The 14005-nt window shown below is 69.5% G+C and carries 17 protein-coding genes and 1 riboswitch; of the genes, 7 read left to right on the top strand and 10 right to left on the bottom strand.

Going from position 1 to position 14005, the window contains the following annotated elements; genetic code table 11:
* Window positions 1-35 precede the first annotated feature (35 nt).
* Both hemG and hemE read right to left on the bottom strand, forming a co-directional pair.
* Window positions 36-1508 (bottom strand): protoporphyrinogen oxidase, encoded by a 1473-nt coding sequence (gene hemG, locus Q9R02_RS08395; RefSeq protein ID WP_305996217.1) that lies wholly within the window; start codon window positions 1506-1508, stop codon window positions 36-38.
* A gap of 7 nt (window positions 1509-1515) precedes the next feature.
* Window positions 1516-2592: a uroporphyrinogen decarboxylase gene (hemE, locus tag Q9R02_RS08390; protein ID WP_305996216.1), complete on the bottom strand. Its 1077-nt coding sequence runs from the start codon at window positions 2590-2592 to the stop codon at window positions 1516-1518.
* A gap of 145 nt (window positions 2593-2737) precedes the next feature.
* On the opposite strand from hemE, the gene Q9R02_RS08385 reads away from it, so the two are divergent.
* The 3 genes from Q9R02_RS08385 (at window position 2738) to Q9R02_RS08375 (ending at window position 5157) form a co-directional block, all read left to right on the top strand.
* Window positions 2738-4111: a glutamyl-tRNA reductase gene (locus Q9R02_RS08385; protein WP_305996215.1), complete on the top strand. Its 1374-nt coding sequence runs from the start codon at window positions 2738-2740 to the stop codon at window positions 4109-4111.
* A 59-nt stretch (window positions 4112-4170) separates the two neighbouring features.
* The gene (locus Q9R02_RS08380) at window positions 4171-4410 is read left to right on the top strand and encodes a hypothetical protein (protein ID WP_305996214.1); all 240 of its coding nucleotides are present in this window, start codon (window positions 4171-4173) and stop codon (window positions 4408-4410) included.
* A 288-nt stretch (window positions 4411-4698) separates the two neighbouring features.
* Window positions 4699-5157, top strand: a complete 459-nt coding sequence (locus tag Q9R02_RS08375; RefSeq protein ID WP_305996213.1) for a hypothetical protein — start codon at window positions 4699-4701, stop codon at window positions 5155-5157.
* Here Q9R02_RS08375 and moeB read toward each other — a convergent pair.
* A complete protein-coding gene (gene moeB / locus Q9R02_RS08370; protein ID WP_305996212.1) occupies window positions 5151-6353 on the bottom strand; it encodes a molybdopterin-synthase adenylyltransferase MoeB in 1203 nt (400 codons plus the stop codon). The genes Q9R02_RS08375 and moeB overlap by 7 nt on opposite strands.
* Window positions 6354-6454: 101 nt before the next feature.
* On the opposite strand from moeB, the gene Q9R02_RS08365 reads away from it, so the two are divergent.
* The 3 genes from Q9R02_RS08365 (at window position 6455) to Q9R02_RS08355 (ending at window position 7753) form a co-directional block, all read left to right on the top strand.
* Entirely contained in the window at window positions 6455-7078 is a 624-nt protein-coding gene (locus tag Q9R02_RS08365) for a TetR/AcrR family transcriptional regulator (RefSeq protein ID WP_305996211.1), read from the top strand.
* A 141-nt stretch (window positions 7079-7219) separates the two neighbouring features.
* Window positions 7220-7444, top strand: a complete 225-nt coding sequence (locus tag Q9R02_RS08360; protein WP_305996210.1) for a DUF3107 domain-containing protein — start codon at window positions 7220-7222, stop codon at window positions 7442-7444.
* A 6-nt stretch (window positions 7445-7450) separates the two neighbouring features.
* Window positions 7451-7753 (top strand): hypothetical protein, encoded by a 303-nt coding sequence (locus Q9R02_RS08355; RefSeq protein ID WP_305996209.1) that lies wholly within the window; start codon window positions 7451-7453, stop codon window positions 7751-7753.
* A 74-nt stretch (window positions 7754-7827) separates the two neighbouring features.
* On the opposite strand, the gene Q9R02_RS08350 is transcribed toward Q9R02_RS08355, so the two are convergent.
* The 3 genes from Q9R02_RS08350 to thiO all read right to left on the bottom strand — a co-directional run bounded on the left by Q9R02_RS08350 (window position 7828) and on the right by thiO (window position 10086).
* On the bottom strand, window positions 7828-8625 hold the full coding sequence (locus Q9R02_RS08350) for a thiazole synthase (RefSeq protein WP_305996208.1): 798 nt from the start codon (window positions 8623-8625) through the stop codon (window positions 7828-7830).
* A gap of 1 nt (window position 8626) precedes the next feature.
* Window positions 8627-8863, bottom strand: coding sequence for a sulfur carrier protein ThiS (gene thiS / locus Q9R02_RS08345; RefSeq protein WP_305996207.1), 237 nt, complete (start codon window positions 8861-8863; stop codon window positions 8627-8629).
* The gene (gene thiO, locus Q9R02_RS08340; RefSeq protein ID WP_305996206.1) at window positions 8860-10086 is read right to left on the bottom strand and encodes a glycine oxidase ThiO; all 1227 of its coding nucleotides are present in this window, start codon (window positions 10084-10086) and stop codon (window positions 8860-8862) included. The genes thiS and thiO overlap by 4 nt, the downstream gene beginning before the upstream one ends.
* A riboswitch (TPP riboswitch) is annotated at window positions 10083-10201 on the bottom strand. Its footprint overlaps the gene before it by 4 nt.
* Window positions 10202-10228: 27 nt before the next feature.
* On the opposite strand from thiO, the gene thiE reads away from it, so the two are divergent.
* Window positions 10229-10888: a thiamine phosphate synthase gene (thiE, locus tag Q9R02_RS08335; RefSeq protein WP_305996205.1), complete on the top strand. Its 660-nt coding sequence runs from the start codon at window positions 10229-10231 to the stop codon at window positions 10886-10888.
* A 60-nt stretch (window positions 10889-10948) separates the two neighbouring features.
* Here the strand turns inward: thiE and Q9R02_RS08330 are convergent, their stop codons facing one another.
* The 4 genes from Q9R02_RS08330 to Q9R02_RS08315 all read right to left on the bottom strand — a co-directional run bounded on the left by Q9R02_RS08330 (window position 10949) and on the right by Q9R02_RS08315 (window position 13791).
* Window positions 10949-11530, bottom strand: coding sequence for a DUF805 domain-containing protein (locus Q9R02_RS08330; protein ID WP_305996204.1), 582 nt, complete (start codon window positions 11528-11530; stop codon window positions 10949-10951).
* A 166-nt stretch (window positions 11531-11696) separates the two neighbouring features.
* Entirely contained in the window at window positions 11697-12401 is a 705-nt protein-coding gene (locus Q9R02_RS08325) for a DUF805 domain-containing protein (protein ID WP_305996203.1), read from the bottom strand.
* A 191-nt stretch (window positions 12402-12592) separates the two neighbouring features.
* A complete protein-coding gene (locus Q9R02_RS08320; protein WP_305996202.1) occupies window positions 12593-13243 on the bottom strand; it encodes a DUF805 domain-containing protein in 651 nt (216 codons plus the stop codon).
* Window positions 13244-13341: 98 nt separating this feature from the next.
* Entirely contained in the window at window positions 13342-13791 is a 450-nt protein-coding gene (locus Q9R02_RS08315; RefSeq protein ID WP_305996201.1) for a DUF805 domain-containing protein, read from the bottom strand.
* Between the last annotated feature and the right edge of the window lie 214 nt (window positions 13792-14005).

Below are 14005 nucleotides of genomic sequence, written 5' to 3'. Positions count from 1 at the left end.
TGCATCGAAAAAACTCTTCTACGCCTCGTAGAATTTTACGCCTGACGTGCGGATCCTGCGAAGGTGTCCGCCACCACGGCGGCTAGGCCGGTCCCCGCCAGCCAGGCCCCGACCACCTCGAGCCCGGGCTCCGCGGCGCACAGGCTACGCACCGTCTCCACCCGCTGCTTGTGCCCGACGGCGGCGAACGGCAGCGCCCCAAGCCAGCGGACGACGTCGTGGTCCAGGACATCGCTGCTGCTCAGCGCGACGCCGAGCAGTTCGCTCGCGTCGGCCAGCGCGGCGGCGAACAGTTCGCCATCGCTCTCCGGCACAGCGCGGGCGTCCCCCGCACCACCGTCCTGACGTCCGTAGCTCAGCCGCAGCACGTGCGTCCCCGGTCCGGCCAGCTCGGCCAGCCAGGGCCACTTGGCCGTCGCATGGGTCAGGGCCTTGGCCTGGATTCCTTCCACCTGCGGGGCCACCAGGATCCCGGTGCCGCGAGGATGGGCGTCCAGCTCGGGCTTGTCCAGCACCAGCGTCACCAGCTTGATCTCCGCGCCCGGCTCCGGCCGGTATGCCGCCAGCGAGGGCACCGCCGAGGCCAGCAGATCCACGGCACCGGGGCCGTCCAGTGCCACCACCAGGCGGTCTGCCGTGAGCACCTCCGGAGCCTCGGCTGGGCCGTGCTCCACGGCCCATTTGCCGTCACAGTCGCGGATGGCGGCAGACACGCGGGTTGAGGTGCGGATGTCCACGCCCAGTTCGCGGAGCCGCTGCTCCAGGGCCGTGACCAGCCGGTTCATGCCGCCGCGCAGGCCCGCGACGGCGGAACCCGCGCGTCGGGGTCCAGGACTGTTGGCGGCAGGCCCGTTGGCGGCCTGGCCGCCGGACGCCTGGCGCTGGGCCAGCACGGCGGCACCGAGGGAGCCGTGTTCACGCATCCGGCGCCGGAGTCCCGGCGCCACCATGTCCACGTCCAGGAGCGCCGGGTCCGCGGCGTGCACACCACCGACCACGGGCTCGACCAGCCGCTTGAGGACGCGGCGGCCCTGCCTCAGGCGCACCAGGCGGGCCACGCTGCTGACGCCGGATCCCGCACCCAGCGACGCGGGGAGGACGCGGTCCAGGCTGGCCCGCAGGGAACCCGCCAGGCCGAGAGTCCTGCGGACCTCCTCGTCCCAGGGGTCTGCAGGGATGCCGAGCACGCCGGTACGGGGCAGTTCGCGAGGGCCTTGCGGCAGACGCACCCAGGCGCCCGACGGGTCGGGGGCCACCACCTCGCCGGCCAGACCCAGCTCCTCCAGCAACGCCGGAATGGCGTCGCCGCGCGTCGCGAATGACTCCGCCCCGGCGTCGAGCAACAGCCCGCCCACCGTGTGCCGGGCCACGGCACCGCCCAGCACGGACCGCTCCTCCAGCAAGGTCACCCCGTGTCCCGCCTGGGCGAGGCGCAGTGCGGACAGCAGGCCGGAGACGCCACCGCCCACGACGACGGCGCGCTCACCCGTGGCAGGAGTCGTGGTCATGACGGGCTCAGTAGCCGATCGAGTGGATGAGGGAGACGAGCCGGGTGAGGACCTCGGGATCCGTCTCCGGCGGCACCCCGTGACCCAGGTTCAGGACGTGGCCCGGGGCGCTCTCGCCGGCGGCGATGACCTCGCGGACGTGGCTCTCGAGGACCTCCCACGGGGCGGACAGCAGGGCCGGATCGATATTGCCCTGCAGCGGCACGGTCCCGCCGAGACGGCGGTTCGCCTCACCGAGCGGCAGGCGGTAGTCCACGCCGATGACGTCCACGCCCACGCCGTGCATGGCGCCCAGGATCTCGGATGTCCCGGTGCCGAAGTGGATGAGCGGGGCGCCGAGGCCGCGGACCGGGTCCAGGGCTCGGGCCGAAGCCGGGGCCACGAAGCGCTCGTAGTCGGCCAGGCCGAGCGAGCCGGCCCAGGAGTCGAAGAGCTGTGCCGCGGAGGCGCCTGCTTCCAGCTGGGCCCGGAGGAACAGACCGGAGGCGTCCGCGGCCCACTGGGCCAGGGCCTTCCAGGTGTCCGGGTCGGCGTGCATCATGGTGCGCGGGCCCAGGTGGTCGCGGGACGGGCGGCCCTCCACCATGTAGGCCGCCAGGGTGAACGGGGCACCGGCGAAGCCGATGAGGGGGGTGCTGCCGAGCTGCTCCACCGTCAGGCGCACGGCCTCCCGGATGGGCTCCAGAGCGTCCCAGTCGAGCTTCGGAAGCTTCGCGACGTCGTCGGCCGTGCGCACCGGGTGCTCCAGCACCGGGCCGACACCCGGCACGATGTCCACGCCGACGCCGGCGAGCTTGAGCGGGATGACGATGTCGGAGAAGAAGATGCCGGCGTCCACGTCGTGACGGCGCACGGGCTGCAGGGTGATCTCCGCGGCGAGCTCCGGCTTCAGGCAGGAGTCCAGCATCGAGATGCCCCGGCGGACCTCCCGGTACTCGGGCAGGGAGCGGCCCGCCTGACGCATGAACCAGACCGGTCGCCGGGACGGCTTCCCGCCCCGGTAGGCGGTGATCAGCGGGGACTCTGATGTGGCCCCGGAGACCAGCGGATGGGCAGCCGGAAGGGCCTGGAGCATGGAAGGCATATCTCGATTGTGCCCACTCCGCAAGGCACCACTTGACGACACTCTGTCAGTGACACAGTGTCAGCGTTTCCCGCGCCATTGCTGGGATCCGCGGAATTCCGGGAAGTTTTTCTACAAGGGTGCGAAGTCGTAGAATAGGGAAACTGTGGTGCTCTTTTCGCTGACGGCCACGCATGCCGACCTGAACCTCGAAACCGTTGCTCGACTGAGCAAGGGCGCTTCCGCCGTTGCCGCGGGGAACGTCCATCCGCCGGTCCTCCCGCCGGCCTCCGGAGGCATGGCGCAGGCCGCCGTGGAACCGTTGCAGAGCCTGAACGGAGCGGTGGTCCTGTCCACCTGCAACCGCTTCGAGGTCTACGCCGAGGCTGTCACGGACCATGGCATCGACGCCGCCCGTGAGGAACTGCTGGCCGGGATCGCCGCACAGAGCGGCCTGGACCGCGGCACCGTGGACCAGGCCCTGACCGTCCGTCGCGGCTCCGACGTCGCCCGCCATCTCTTCGCCGTGGGCGCCGGGCTCGACTCCGCCGTCGTGGGCGAGCGCGAGATCGCCGGCCAGGTGCGCCGCGCCCTCATCAACGCCCAGGAGACCGGCACCGCCAGCCCCGGACTGGTCCGGCTCTTCCAGGCCGCCAGCCGGACCGCCAAGGACGTCGGCACGCGCACCGCACTGGGCAGCCGAGGGCTCTCGATCGTCTCGGTCGCGCTGGAGCTCGCCACGGATCTTTCCGAAACACGCGACTGGCCGTCCGCACGCGTGGTCCTCTTCGGCACCGGCGCTTATGCCGGCGCCACCATGGCGTTGCTGCGGGAACGCGGCTGCACCGACGTCAGCGTCTTCTCCGGCTCCGGCCGAGCCACGGACTTCGTGACCGCCCGCGGCGGCACCGCGCTCGACGGCGACAGCCTCTCTTCCGCGATCGCCCAGGCCGATGTGCTGATCGGCTGCAGCGGCTCGGACCGTCAGGTCTCCGCTGCCGAGCTGGCCGAGGTGCGCGGCGAGGACCCGAAACCGCTGGTGGTCATCGACCTGGCCCTGAGCCGTGACTTTGATCCGGCCGTGGACGAACTCGACGGCGTGGAGCTGCTGACGCTGGAATCCGTCCGTCTCGCGGCCCCGGAGGAGACTGCGGAGTCGCTCGCCGAGGCCACCCGGATCGTCGACGGCGCGGCACATGACTTCGAAGCGGAGCGCCGCTCACGCAGCGTGGACACCGCCATCGTCGCCCTGCGCAAGCACACCATGTCCGTGCTGGACGCGGAGATGGAGCGTGTCCGTGCCCGTCACGGCTGCACGGCCGCGGCCGAAGAGGTGGAGTTCGCGCTCCGCCGCATGGTCAAGCAGCTGCTCCACACACCCATGGTGCGAGGGCGCGAGCTCGCTGCCGCGGGCCTACAGGAGCAGTACGTGAACGCGATCGAGGCCCTGTACGGGATCGACGTCGTGGAACCTGCCGCTCCGGCCGTAGCCGCGGACAACTGCCCCGTGGACCACCGCGCCCGCGACCTCACCGCCTGAGACCTGACGGTTCCGGCGGGCAACAGTGACGCCGGAGGACGCGTCTCCTTGCCGCGCTCGTGCTCAACAACACCATGGACTGGCTCATCTCCGCGTCCGTATCCGTGGAGACGGGGCTCGCCCAGTTGCAGGCGCAGCGGGAGGGCCAGCCGGCCATGCCAGCCGGGCTCGCCGAGCAGACGGCGTACGACGACGGCGAGGTGCCTCCCGGATTCGACGCGCAGTCCTGGGCATTCCGCGCGGCGGAGCTCGCGCAACGCTCCATGGCGGCTGATCTCGCCGCCGGGTCCTCCCCCTAATGTGTCAACACAAAATGAGTCGCCCGCGGTTCCTTCGGATCACGAGATTCTCCGGCTGAAAGAAACAGGGAAAAGGGACCGCATTCAGGAAATTTCCACGCCTGGAGAACACCATTGACTGGGCCCCCGCGCGGTCGCAAAGTTTAATTCATGAACGCCATTGGGGGCAATGCAGAAATTCCCGCCGGCGACCCACCGGCACCTCAAAACACACGGCGCCCGCCCGCAGGCCGCGGCGCCCGGAATCCCGTGAAGCGCCCCGCAGGAACCGGCCCGAAAGTGGACCCGATGGATTTCCTGTCGACGAGTGCCCGGATTCTGTTCACGGTGATTCTTCTCGGGCTCACCATCTGGTGGCTCACCATCCTCGCCGGATACATCGGCGCAGCACCCGTGAAAGATGACAAGGGAAATACGGTCTTCGACGCTTTTCAACGGGGCAAGGACATCCTGATCGCGATCCTCCCGGTGCTGTCCGGCGCCCTCGGTTACTGGTTCGGTTCCTCCGGCCGTGAGAAGGCGGATCAGCGCGCGCAGGAATCCCAGACCACGGCACAAGAGGCCCGGGGGAAATCCGAGGCCCTGCTCGCGGCGGCAACGCCCGAAGTCCTCAAGGCCGCCAAGGAGTTCAACCCGGCGGCGTTCAAGGCCCAGCCGCCCGCAACGGGTCCTGCCGCCACGCCGTTGAGCCCTGCTCCGCCCGGCCCCACGCCGACCGACGACGCAGGCCCGACGGAACCTCAGTAGACCGGCTTCTCCGGCTCCACGTCCCGCACCCAGGCCATGACGCCGCCCTCGAGGTGGCTGACCTTCGTGTAGCCCTCACGCCGGGCGGCGGCCAGGACGTTCGCCGAGCGGGTGCCGCCCTTACAGTGGAAAACGATCTCCCGCTCGCGCGGCAGCTCGTCCCAGGCCTCGCCTGCCAGGATCCGGCCCTGCGGGATGAGCACGGAGCCCGGGATCGCCACGATGTCACGCTCCCCCGTCTCCCGCACGTCCACCAGGACGAAGTCGCGCAGACCGGCGTCGCGCGCGGCCAGCATGGTCGCCAGCTGCCCGGCGGTGACCGTGTCGTCCGCGGCCTCCGGCTCCGCCGTCGTCTCCTCCTGCGGCAGGACGCCGCAGAAGGCGGCGTAATCGCTCAGCTCGGTGATGGGCTGCGCCTCCGGGTCCTTCAGGACGTTGATCTCCCTCCAGGAGCCACCCAGGGCATCGAAGAGCGCCACGCGCCCCAGCAGGGAACGCCCGACGCCGGTCACCAGCTTGATCGCCTCGCTCACCATGAGGGAGCCGACGGCGGCGCACAGCATGCCGAACACGCCGCCCTCACCGCAGCTGGGCACGCTGCCGGCCGGCGGGGCCTCCGGGTACAGGTCGCGATAGGTGGGTCCGTGCTTCTCCCAGAAGACGCTCACCTGACCGTCGAAGCGGAAGATGGATCCCCAGACGTACGGCTTGCCGGCGATCGCGGCAGCATCGTTGACCAGGTACCGGGTCTCGAAGTTGTCCGTGCCGTCCAGGATGAGGTCGTACTGGCTGAACAGTTCCACGGCGTTGCTGTTGTCCAGGCGGATCCGGTGCTGCACCACGGTGACCAGCGGGTTCAGATCCGCGACGGCGAGGGCCGCGGACTCCGCCTTCGGCAGGCCCACCCGGTCCACCGTATGGATGACCTGGCGCTGCAGATTGCTCAGTTCCACCACGTCGTCATCCACCACGCCCAGGGTGCCCACACCGGCCGCGGCCAGGTACAGCAGTGCCGGTGCGCCGAGGCCTCCGGCGCCGATCACCAGGACGCGGGCGTTCTTCAGGCGTCGCTGCCCCTCGGAGCCGATCTCCGGGATGATCACGTGCCGGGAATAGCGTTCCAGCTCCTCGCGGGTGAGCTCGGCGGCCGGCTCGACCAGGGGCGGGAGGGTGGTCCGGGAATCCGTGGAAGGCATGCTTCCAATCTATGCCCCGCGCCTCGCGCCCGTCATATTACCTGCGGGTAAACTGACCTCACGCCGGACAGCCGGACGGCCCAGGAAGCAAAGGATGGAATGTGACTGTGAGCGATGCACGACCGGGCGCTCGCACGGCGCGCCTGCCCCGAGATGAACGCCGGGCTCAGCTTCTGCAAGCCGCGCAGGAGGTGTTCGTCGCCAATGGCTACCACGGTGCCGCGATGGACGAGATCGCTGAGACCGCCAAGGTCAGCAAGCCGGTCCTGTACCAGCACTTCCCGTCCAAACGTGAGCTCTTCCTGGCCCTTCTGGACAGTCATCTGGCGGTCCTGACGGACATGCTTCTGACCGCCATCGACTCCACCACGGACAACAAGCTCCGCGTCCAGGCCGTCATGCGGGCCTACTTCGAGTTCATGGCCAGCGACGATCAGGCGCACCGCCTGGTCTTCGAATCCGGCCTGACCAACGATCAGGACGTCAGCGAGCGGCTGGAGACCTTGAACAAGACGTTCGCCGACGCCGTCGCCAAGGTCATCGCGGACGACACCGGACTCCCGATGCTGGAGGCGCAGCTACTGGGCCGCGGCCTGTCCGGCCTGGCGCAGGTCAGTGCACGGTACTGGCTGGAGACGGACGGCAAACTGGACCTCGACGTCGCCAGTGACCTGATCTACCGTCTCGCCTGGCGCGGCATCAGCCGCTTCCCCAAGGAGAGCTGAGCGCTCATTCCCCGGGAGCGGCCCCGTGTTCGCTCCCAGCGTGCCCCGGCGGTCCTGTCCGTGGAGCGCGCGCGTATACGCTTGGAAGAGCTGTTGAAGCCCCGGCGGGACCGGGGCCTGTGAATCCGCCAGGAGGCGAACATGGAAGTGAAGATCGGCATCCAGAACGTGGCACGCGAGATCGTCTTCGAGTCCTCGGAGGACGCGGAGACCATCACGAAGGCCGTGTCCGAGGCGCTGGCCTCCGGCACCGTGCTGTCCCTGAAGGACGCCAAGGGCCGCAGCGTGATCGTTCCCGGTTCCGTCCTCGGCTATGTCGAGGTGGGCCCGGAGGAAGAGCGCCGCGTCGGTTTCGGCGCCCTCTAGGCCGCCATGCTGTCCCTGATCATCCCCCTTCTGGGCGTGGTCGCCTTCGGGGCGCTCGCCTGGGCCGTGAACCGGCAGCGCAGCACCCTGGGCGCCGCGCTCCCGGCCGGCGCAGGGGTGCTGGCCGCGGCGCTGAGCTGGATCGTGTTCATCGCTCTCGGACTGGGATACCTGCCCGGCTGGACCTGGGCCCCCTGGGTCCTTCCGCTGGTGATCGGCATCGCCGCGGCATTCGCCACGTCGTTCGTGCTCGGCGCACGCCGCTCCGCGCAGGACACCACGGCGGTCGAAGGCATCCTGCGCTCCTGAACAAGGCCGCCTACGACGACGGCGCCGCACCCTTCCGGGGTGCGGCGCCGTCGTCGTCGGGGCACGGCGGTCCGTCAGAGGAACTCCGCACGGCCCTCCATGCTGGAGGAGGCCAGGGCGTGCCGGCGTTTGGGGATCCGTCCGGCGGTGCGGGCCAGCCGGCCGGCCTCGACGGCATGGCGGAAGGCCGCGGCCATCCGCACCGGATCCTGAGCCCGGGTCACGGCGGTGGCCAGCAGCACGGCGTCGCACCCCAGCTCCATGGCGAGCGCCGCATCGGAGGCGGTGCCGATCCCGGCGTCCAGCACCACCGGGACGGATGCGCGCGAGACGATCACCTCGATGTTGTGCGGGTTCAGGATGCCCAGGCCCGTGCCGATCGGGGCGCCCAGGGGCATCACGGCCACGGCGCCCAGCTGCTCCAGCCGGAGGGCCAGGACCGGGTCGTCGTTGGTGTAGGCGAAGACCTTGAAGCCGCGGGCCACCAGCTGCTCGGTGGCGTCCACGAGTTCCACGGCGTCCGGGAGCAAGGTGTGCTCGTCCGCGATGACCTCCAGCTTCACCCAGTCCGTCTCCAGGGCCTCACGCGCCAGCTCGGCCGTGAGGACCGCGTCCCGGGCCGTGTAGCAGCCGGCCGTGTTCGGAAGGACCCGGATGCCGTGATCCACCAGGAGCTGGAACAATGATCCGCTCTCCGCGGGGGTGTACCGGCGCATGGCCACGGTGGTGAGTTCGGTCCCGGACTCCACCAGCGCAGCACCCAGTCCGTCCAGGCTGGGCGCGCCGCCCGTGCCCATGATGAGGCGGGAGCCGAGCTCCACGCCGTCCACCACCAGCGGGTCCAGCCCCTGGCTCTGAAGGATCTCCGTCATCTCAGCCTCCCTGCACTGCCGTGACGAGCTCGAGCTCGTCGCCGTCGCTCAATTCGGTCCCCGCCCAGAGGCTGCGCGGGATCACCGTGGAATTCCGCGCCACTGCCATCCCTAGGCGGCGGCCGTCCGCCGCCTGGCCGTTGGCCAGGACCTCCCGTCCGGTCACCTGTGCGACCAGTGTGGACACCGTGGCCCCCGGGGTGAGTGCCCGGCGCTCGCCGTTCACCGTGATGTTCATGCGTGTGCCTCCACTGTGTGTTCATTCAGAAGTCTGGGGGCCCGGCGCCCGGCACCGAACCGGTCAGCGCTGAACCGGTCAGCGCCGAATCGGTCGGGACGGAACGCGGCCCAGCGTCCCTGATCCGTGCCGTCCAGCAGTTCCTGGACCGCCCGCGCGGCCACCGGGGTGAGGAGCACCCCGTGACGGAAGAATCCTGTGGCGATGATGAGGCCCGGGAGATCCTGCCCGTCCGGCCCGCGCACCCGGCCGAGCAGGGGCGCGTTGTCCGGCGTCCCGGGCCGTGCCCGGGCCGTGACCTCCTGCAGTTCGAGTTCCGCGACCGCCGGCACCAGGGTCTGCGCGTCCCGCAGGAGCTGGTGCACGCCGCCGGCCGAGGCGCCCGCCATACCGTCCTCCCGCTGCGTCGCGCCGATCACCACGGTGCCGTCCTCGCGGGGCACCAGATAGACGGGGATCCCGCGGACCGAGCCGCGCACCGTGGCGGTGAGGAACGGCTGCAGGCGCTCCGGGACCCGCAGGCGGAGAATGTCGCCGTACACGGGCCGCAGGGGAAGCTTCAGGCCGTCGGGCAGCCCCTCGAGCTCCGGGGATGACAGGCCGTTGGCCACCACCACCTCGCCCGCGGCGACGGTGGAGCCGGAGGCGAGACGGACGCCGGTGACCCGCGCGCCGTCGTCGTTCCAGAGCAACGCCTCCGCGCGCTCCTCCAGCACCACGCCCCCGCGCTCACGGAACGCGGCCAGCAGGGCGGAATGCATGCGGCGCGGGTCCACCTGGTGGTCCCCCGGGGTGAGGAAGGCGCAACTGAGCTGAGGTGCCAGAAGTGGCTCCATCCGCCGCGCCTCGCGCAGGGTCAGGGGTTCGACGTCGAGGCCGTGGGCCTTCTGCACGGCGTTCAGGTCGGCGAGGGCGGTGCGGTCGGCCGCATCGAACCCCACCACAAGGGTCGGCGTGGCCAGGTAGGCGCCCGAGGCGCCGAACGGCGCGGCGAAGCCCGGCCACAGTCCGACGGATTCGAGGGTCAGGCCGAGGAGTTCCTCTTCCTGGTAGTGGTATTCGCTCACGGGGGCGAGCATGCCGGCCGCTGCGAAGGTGGCTCCCTGGGCCGGCGCCGGGTCGATCAGCGTGACGGAACGTCCGGAGTCCAGGAGGGTCCACGCGATGCCCAGGCCCACGATGCCCGCGCCGATGACGGCGACGTCCGCTGTTCCCTGGTGCATTCTCCCGTGTCCTTCCCTACGCCGGCATGAACCGGATCAGGTGTGGCGGTCGGCACTCAAGCCCTCTCAGCCGGGCGAATATGACCATCCGGGACCGGCTCCCGCAGTACCGCCCCATTCTAGAGGAACTACCCTGGTTCGCATGAGTACTTCTGCACATGTGACTGCCCTCGCCGCGGCCCGGCTGTACGTCTGCACGGACGCCCGCCGCGAGCGCGGGGACTTCGCGGACTTCGTGGATGCCGCGTATGCGGGTGGCGTGGACATCATCCAGCTCCGGGACAAGGCCATCGAGGCGGCGGAGGAACTGGAGTTCCTGGCCGTGCTGCGCAAGGCGGCCGAACGCCATGGGAAGCTCTGGGCCGTCAACGACCGCGCCGACATCGCATCCCTCTCCGGCAGCCCGGTGCTGCACCTCGGACAGAAGGATCTGCCCCTGCCCTCGGCGCGCAGCCTCCTGAACGACGACGTCGTGCTGGGTCTCTCGAGCCACGGCCCCGCGCAGGTGGACGCCGCACTCGCTGCCGCGGCACGCGGTGAGACGGACTACTTCTGTGTGGGCCCCCTGTGGGCGACACCCACCAAGCCCGGCCGCCCGGGCGTCGGACTGGACCTGGTCCGGTACGCCGCGGCCACTCAGACGACCATCCCCTGGTTCGCCATCGGCGGCGTGGACCACGGCAATGTGGCCCAGGTCGTGGAAGCCGGCGCACGCCGCGTCGTCGTGGTCCGGGCCGTGACCGATGCGAGGGACCCGGCTGACGCCGCACAGCGCCTGCTGGCGGAGCTCCCGGAACTCTGACGCGCATTTCGCGTTTCACGCCGAGGGCGCCGCGGACATTCCACGGCGCCCTCGTGCCGTTCACTTGTACTCGTACTGCATCCCTTCGGCTGTACTGGGCATCGCGTTCAGGACGATGAGGATGATCCCTCCCGCGTACGGGATGAGGCTCAGGAAGAACATGGGACCCGGATAGCCGGCGTCGTGGAGCCGCCGCCACGTCACTGCCAGGTACGGCAGGACGAGGGTCGCATCCGCCAGCCATGCGATCACAAACAGGATCGAGCCCACCACCATGGCCGCGGTGAAATGGATCACCGGCGGACCCCCGTGACTGCGGGAAAGGTGGGTGAAGGGCACCTGCTGGAAGAAGCCGAGGACGAACAGCGCCTCTCCGAGGAGGCCCGGAACAAAGACCGCCAGGAACTGGAACAGGTAGAACCACCAGTATTCGCTGCGGCCCGCACGGCCTTTGAAGTTCGCATAGTTGCGGAACGCCAGCTTGACCGCATCCACAAATCCGACGCGCGGCCTCGGGAAGAACGGCGGATACCACCCTCCACCGTGGAAGGGCTGCCCATACGGGCCCGGCGCCGGCCAGTTCGGACTCTGACCCGGCCGTAGCTGCGGATCGCCGTTCTGCCAGTCCGGCTGCTGCGTCATCGGCAGGCCCTCCCCCCATCAGCGGTGTCATATGACTGACTGAAGTCTGCACCCGATTTCCTCGCCACGCCAAGCACACCGTTCGTCACCGCGCACACCCCGGTGCGGGAATGGCGAAGCCCCCACGGAATCCCGTGGGGGCTTCGCCATCAGCTGCGGCAGTCCGCTACTGAACCTCGTACTTCATGCCTTCCGGCTTGCTGGGCAGGGCGCACAGGACAAGGAGAATCAGGCCGCCGACGTACGGGATGAGAGCCAGGAAGTACATCGGGCCGGGGAACCCGGCATCGTGGAGACGGCGCCACGCCACGGCGATGGTGGGTACCAGCAGCGCCAGGCCGATGAGACCGCCGATGATCAGTAGGATCACGCCGAAGACCATGCCGCCGGTGAACTGCACATCAGACGACGAGCTGTAGCCGCTGCCGTCCGACACCGCCGCCTGGCTGATGATCCCGCCGAAGAGCAGCCCATACCCGATGCCGGCCGGAATCGCGGCCACCAGGACCTCGAAGAGGTACCAGAACCAGAATTCGCTCCGGCCTGCGCGGCCCTTGAAGTTGGCGTAGTTGCCGAATCCGAGCTTGATGGCGTCCGCAAATCCGACGCTGGGGCGAGGCACGAACGGGGCGTACAGTCCGCCGCCGTAGGAGGGCTGGCCGTAAGGGCTCTGCTGCTGGTAACCCTGCTGCGGCGCGGTGTACTGCGGAGGCTGCTGGCCGTAGCCAGGTGCCTGGGGCTGACCGTACTCCGGGGCCGGCTGCTGACCGTACTGCGGCGCCTGCGGAGCCGGGTACTGGGGAGGCTGCGGCTGGCCCTGGGGCTGCTGCGCACCGGGGTTGTTGTTCTGCCAATCGGGCTGCTGAGTCATGGAGCTGTTCTTTCCCTCAGAGGTGATTCGGGTGATTCACTACATTCTGTACTTAATCCGGCCAGTTCACCATGGGGACGGCTCTCCATGTGACGAATGCCGCCGGCGGGATATGACACCATGGAGGCCCCCCGCGGCATTCCCCGGAGGCCTCCGGCGCCGTCCAGGCGTCACGTCCCCGGCGGCTGCGCCTACTGCGCTTCGTATTTCATGCCCTCCGGCTTGCTGGGAAGAATCGTCAGCACCAAGACGATGATGCCCCCGACGCCCGGGATGAAAGCCAGGAAGAACATCGGCCCTGGGAATCCCCCGTCATGCAGGCGTCGCCAGGTGATGGCCAGGTCGGGCAGCAGGATGGCCAGTTCGATGATCAGACCGATCACCATCAGGACCGTCCCGGCACCCATGGCGCCGGTGAAGACGACGTCAGGGGCCGTTCCGTAGCCGGAGCCGTACTGACGGTCCGTGGCAAGCTGGCTGACGATGCCACCCAGGAGCATCCCGTAGCCGATGCCCGCGGGGATCCCCACCACGATCAGGCGGAACAGGTACCACCACCAGAACTCACTGCGGCCGGCCCGGCCCTTGAAGTTCGCGTAATTGGCGAACCCCAGCTTGATGGCATCGACGAAACCCACCCTGGGCCGTGGCACGAATGGGGCATAGAGCCCGCCGCTGTAGCTGGGCTGGCCGTAGGGGCTCGGCGGCTGCGGCGGACGGGCGCCCGGCTGAGACTGCCCGTACTGCGGTGGCTGCTGCGGCTGGTGCTGCGCACGGTACGGCTGCTGTCCCTGAGGCGGCCGGCCGCCGTCGTCGTCCTGCCGCTCTGGTTGCTGAGTCATCGTCCTGCCCTTCCCATGCGCCGCGTAACTGCGTGTTCTTCTCCAGTCTGCACCGGGCGGACCCGCCACGCCATGGACAGTTTCCCCCTTGAGCTGGGTCAATACCCGTATTTCATCCCTTCCGGGCTGCTCTCCATGGCCAGGAGCGCCAGCAGCACGATCTTGCCGAACGGGATCAACGCGATCAGGACGAGCCATCCGCTGAAGCCGGCGTCATGGAGCCGTCGGACGCTGAGCGCCAGCCCGGGAAGCAGCAGCCCCAGTGCCACCAGGAGCAGCACGATCCCCATGATCAGTGCCATCACCAACGGCGGGTTCCACGCCAGTCCCCGCATCATGGGCCGGTACACCGCGATCCCGCGTCGCGGCATGACGATCCCGTTCCGGAGGATCAGCCCGATGAACAAGAACACATAGGTGAGGAAGCCCAGCACGCCGAGCACCAGCGATTCGAACACGAACCACCACCAGTACTCGGAATTCACGGCACGGCCGGAGAAGTTGGCGTAATTGCTGAATGCGGAGCTGATGGCCTGGGGGAACCCCACGCGTGGCCTCGGCTCGAAGGCCGGGAGCTGGTACCAGCCGGGCTGAACCGGCCCTGGGGCAGCGCTTGGAGGACCCGTGGGGGCGGCCTCCGCAGCCCCTTGTCCGGCGGCATCCTCCGGACCAGGTGTTGGCATCCCGGGATCGGGCTCCCGGGGAGTGGTTGGTGGCTGGCTCATGATCTTTCCTCTTTTCGCCTCGCCGTGGCTGAGCCGC

This window comes from Arthrobacter horti, from assembly GCF_030731045.1.
Lineage (GTDB): Bacteria > Actinomycetota > Actinomycetes > Actinomycetales > Micrococcaceae > Arthrobacter_E > Arthrobacter_E nanjingensis.
Note: the sequence above shows the minus strand (reverse complement) of the source record. Positions and strands in the feature narration are given on the sequence as shown.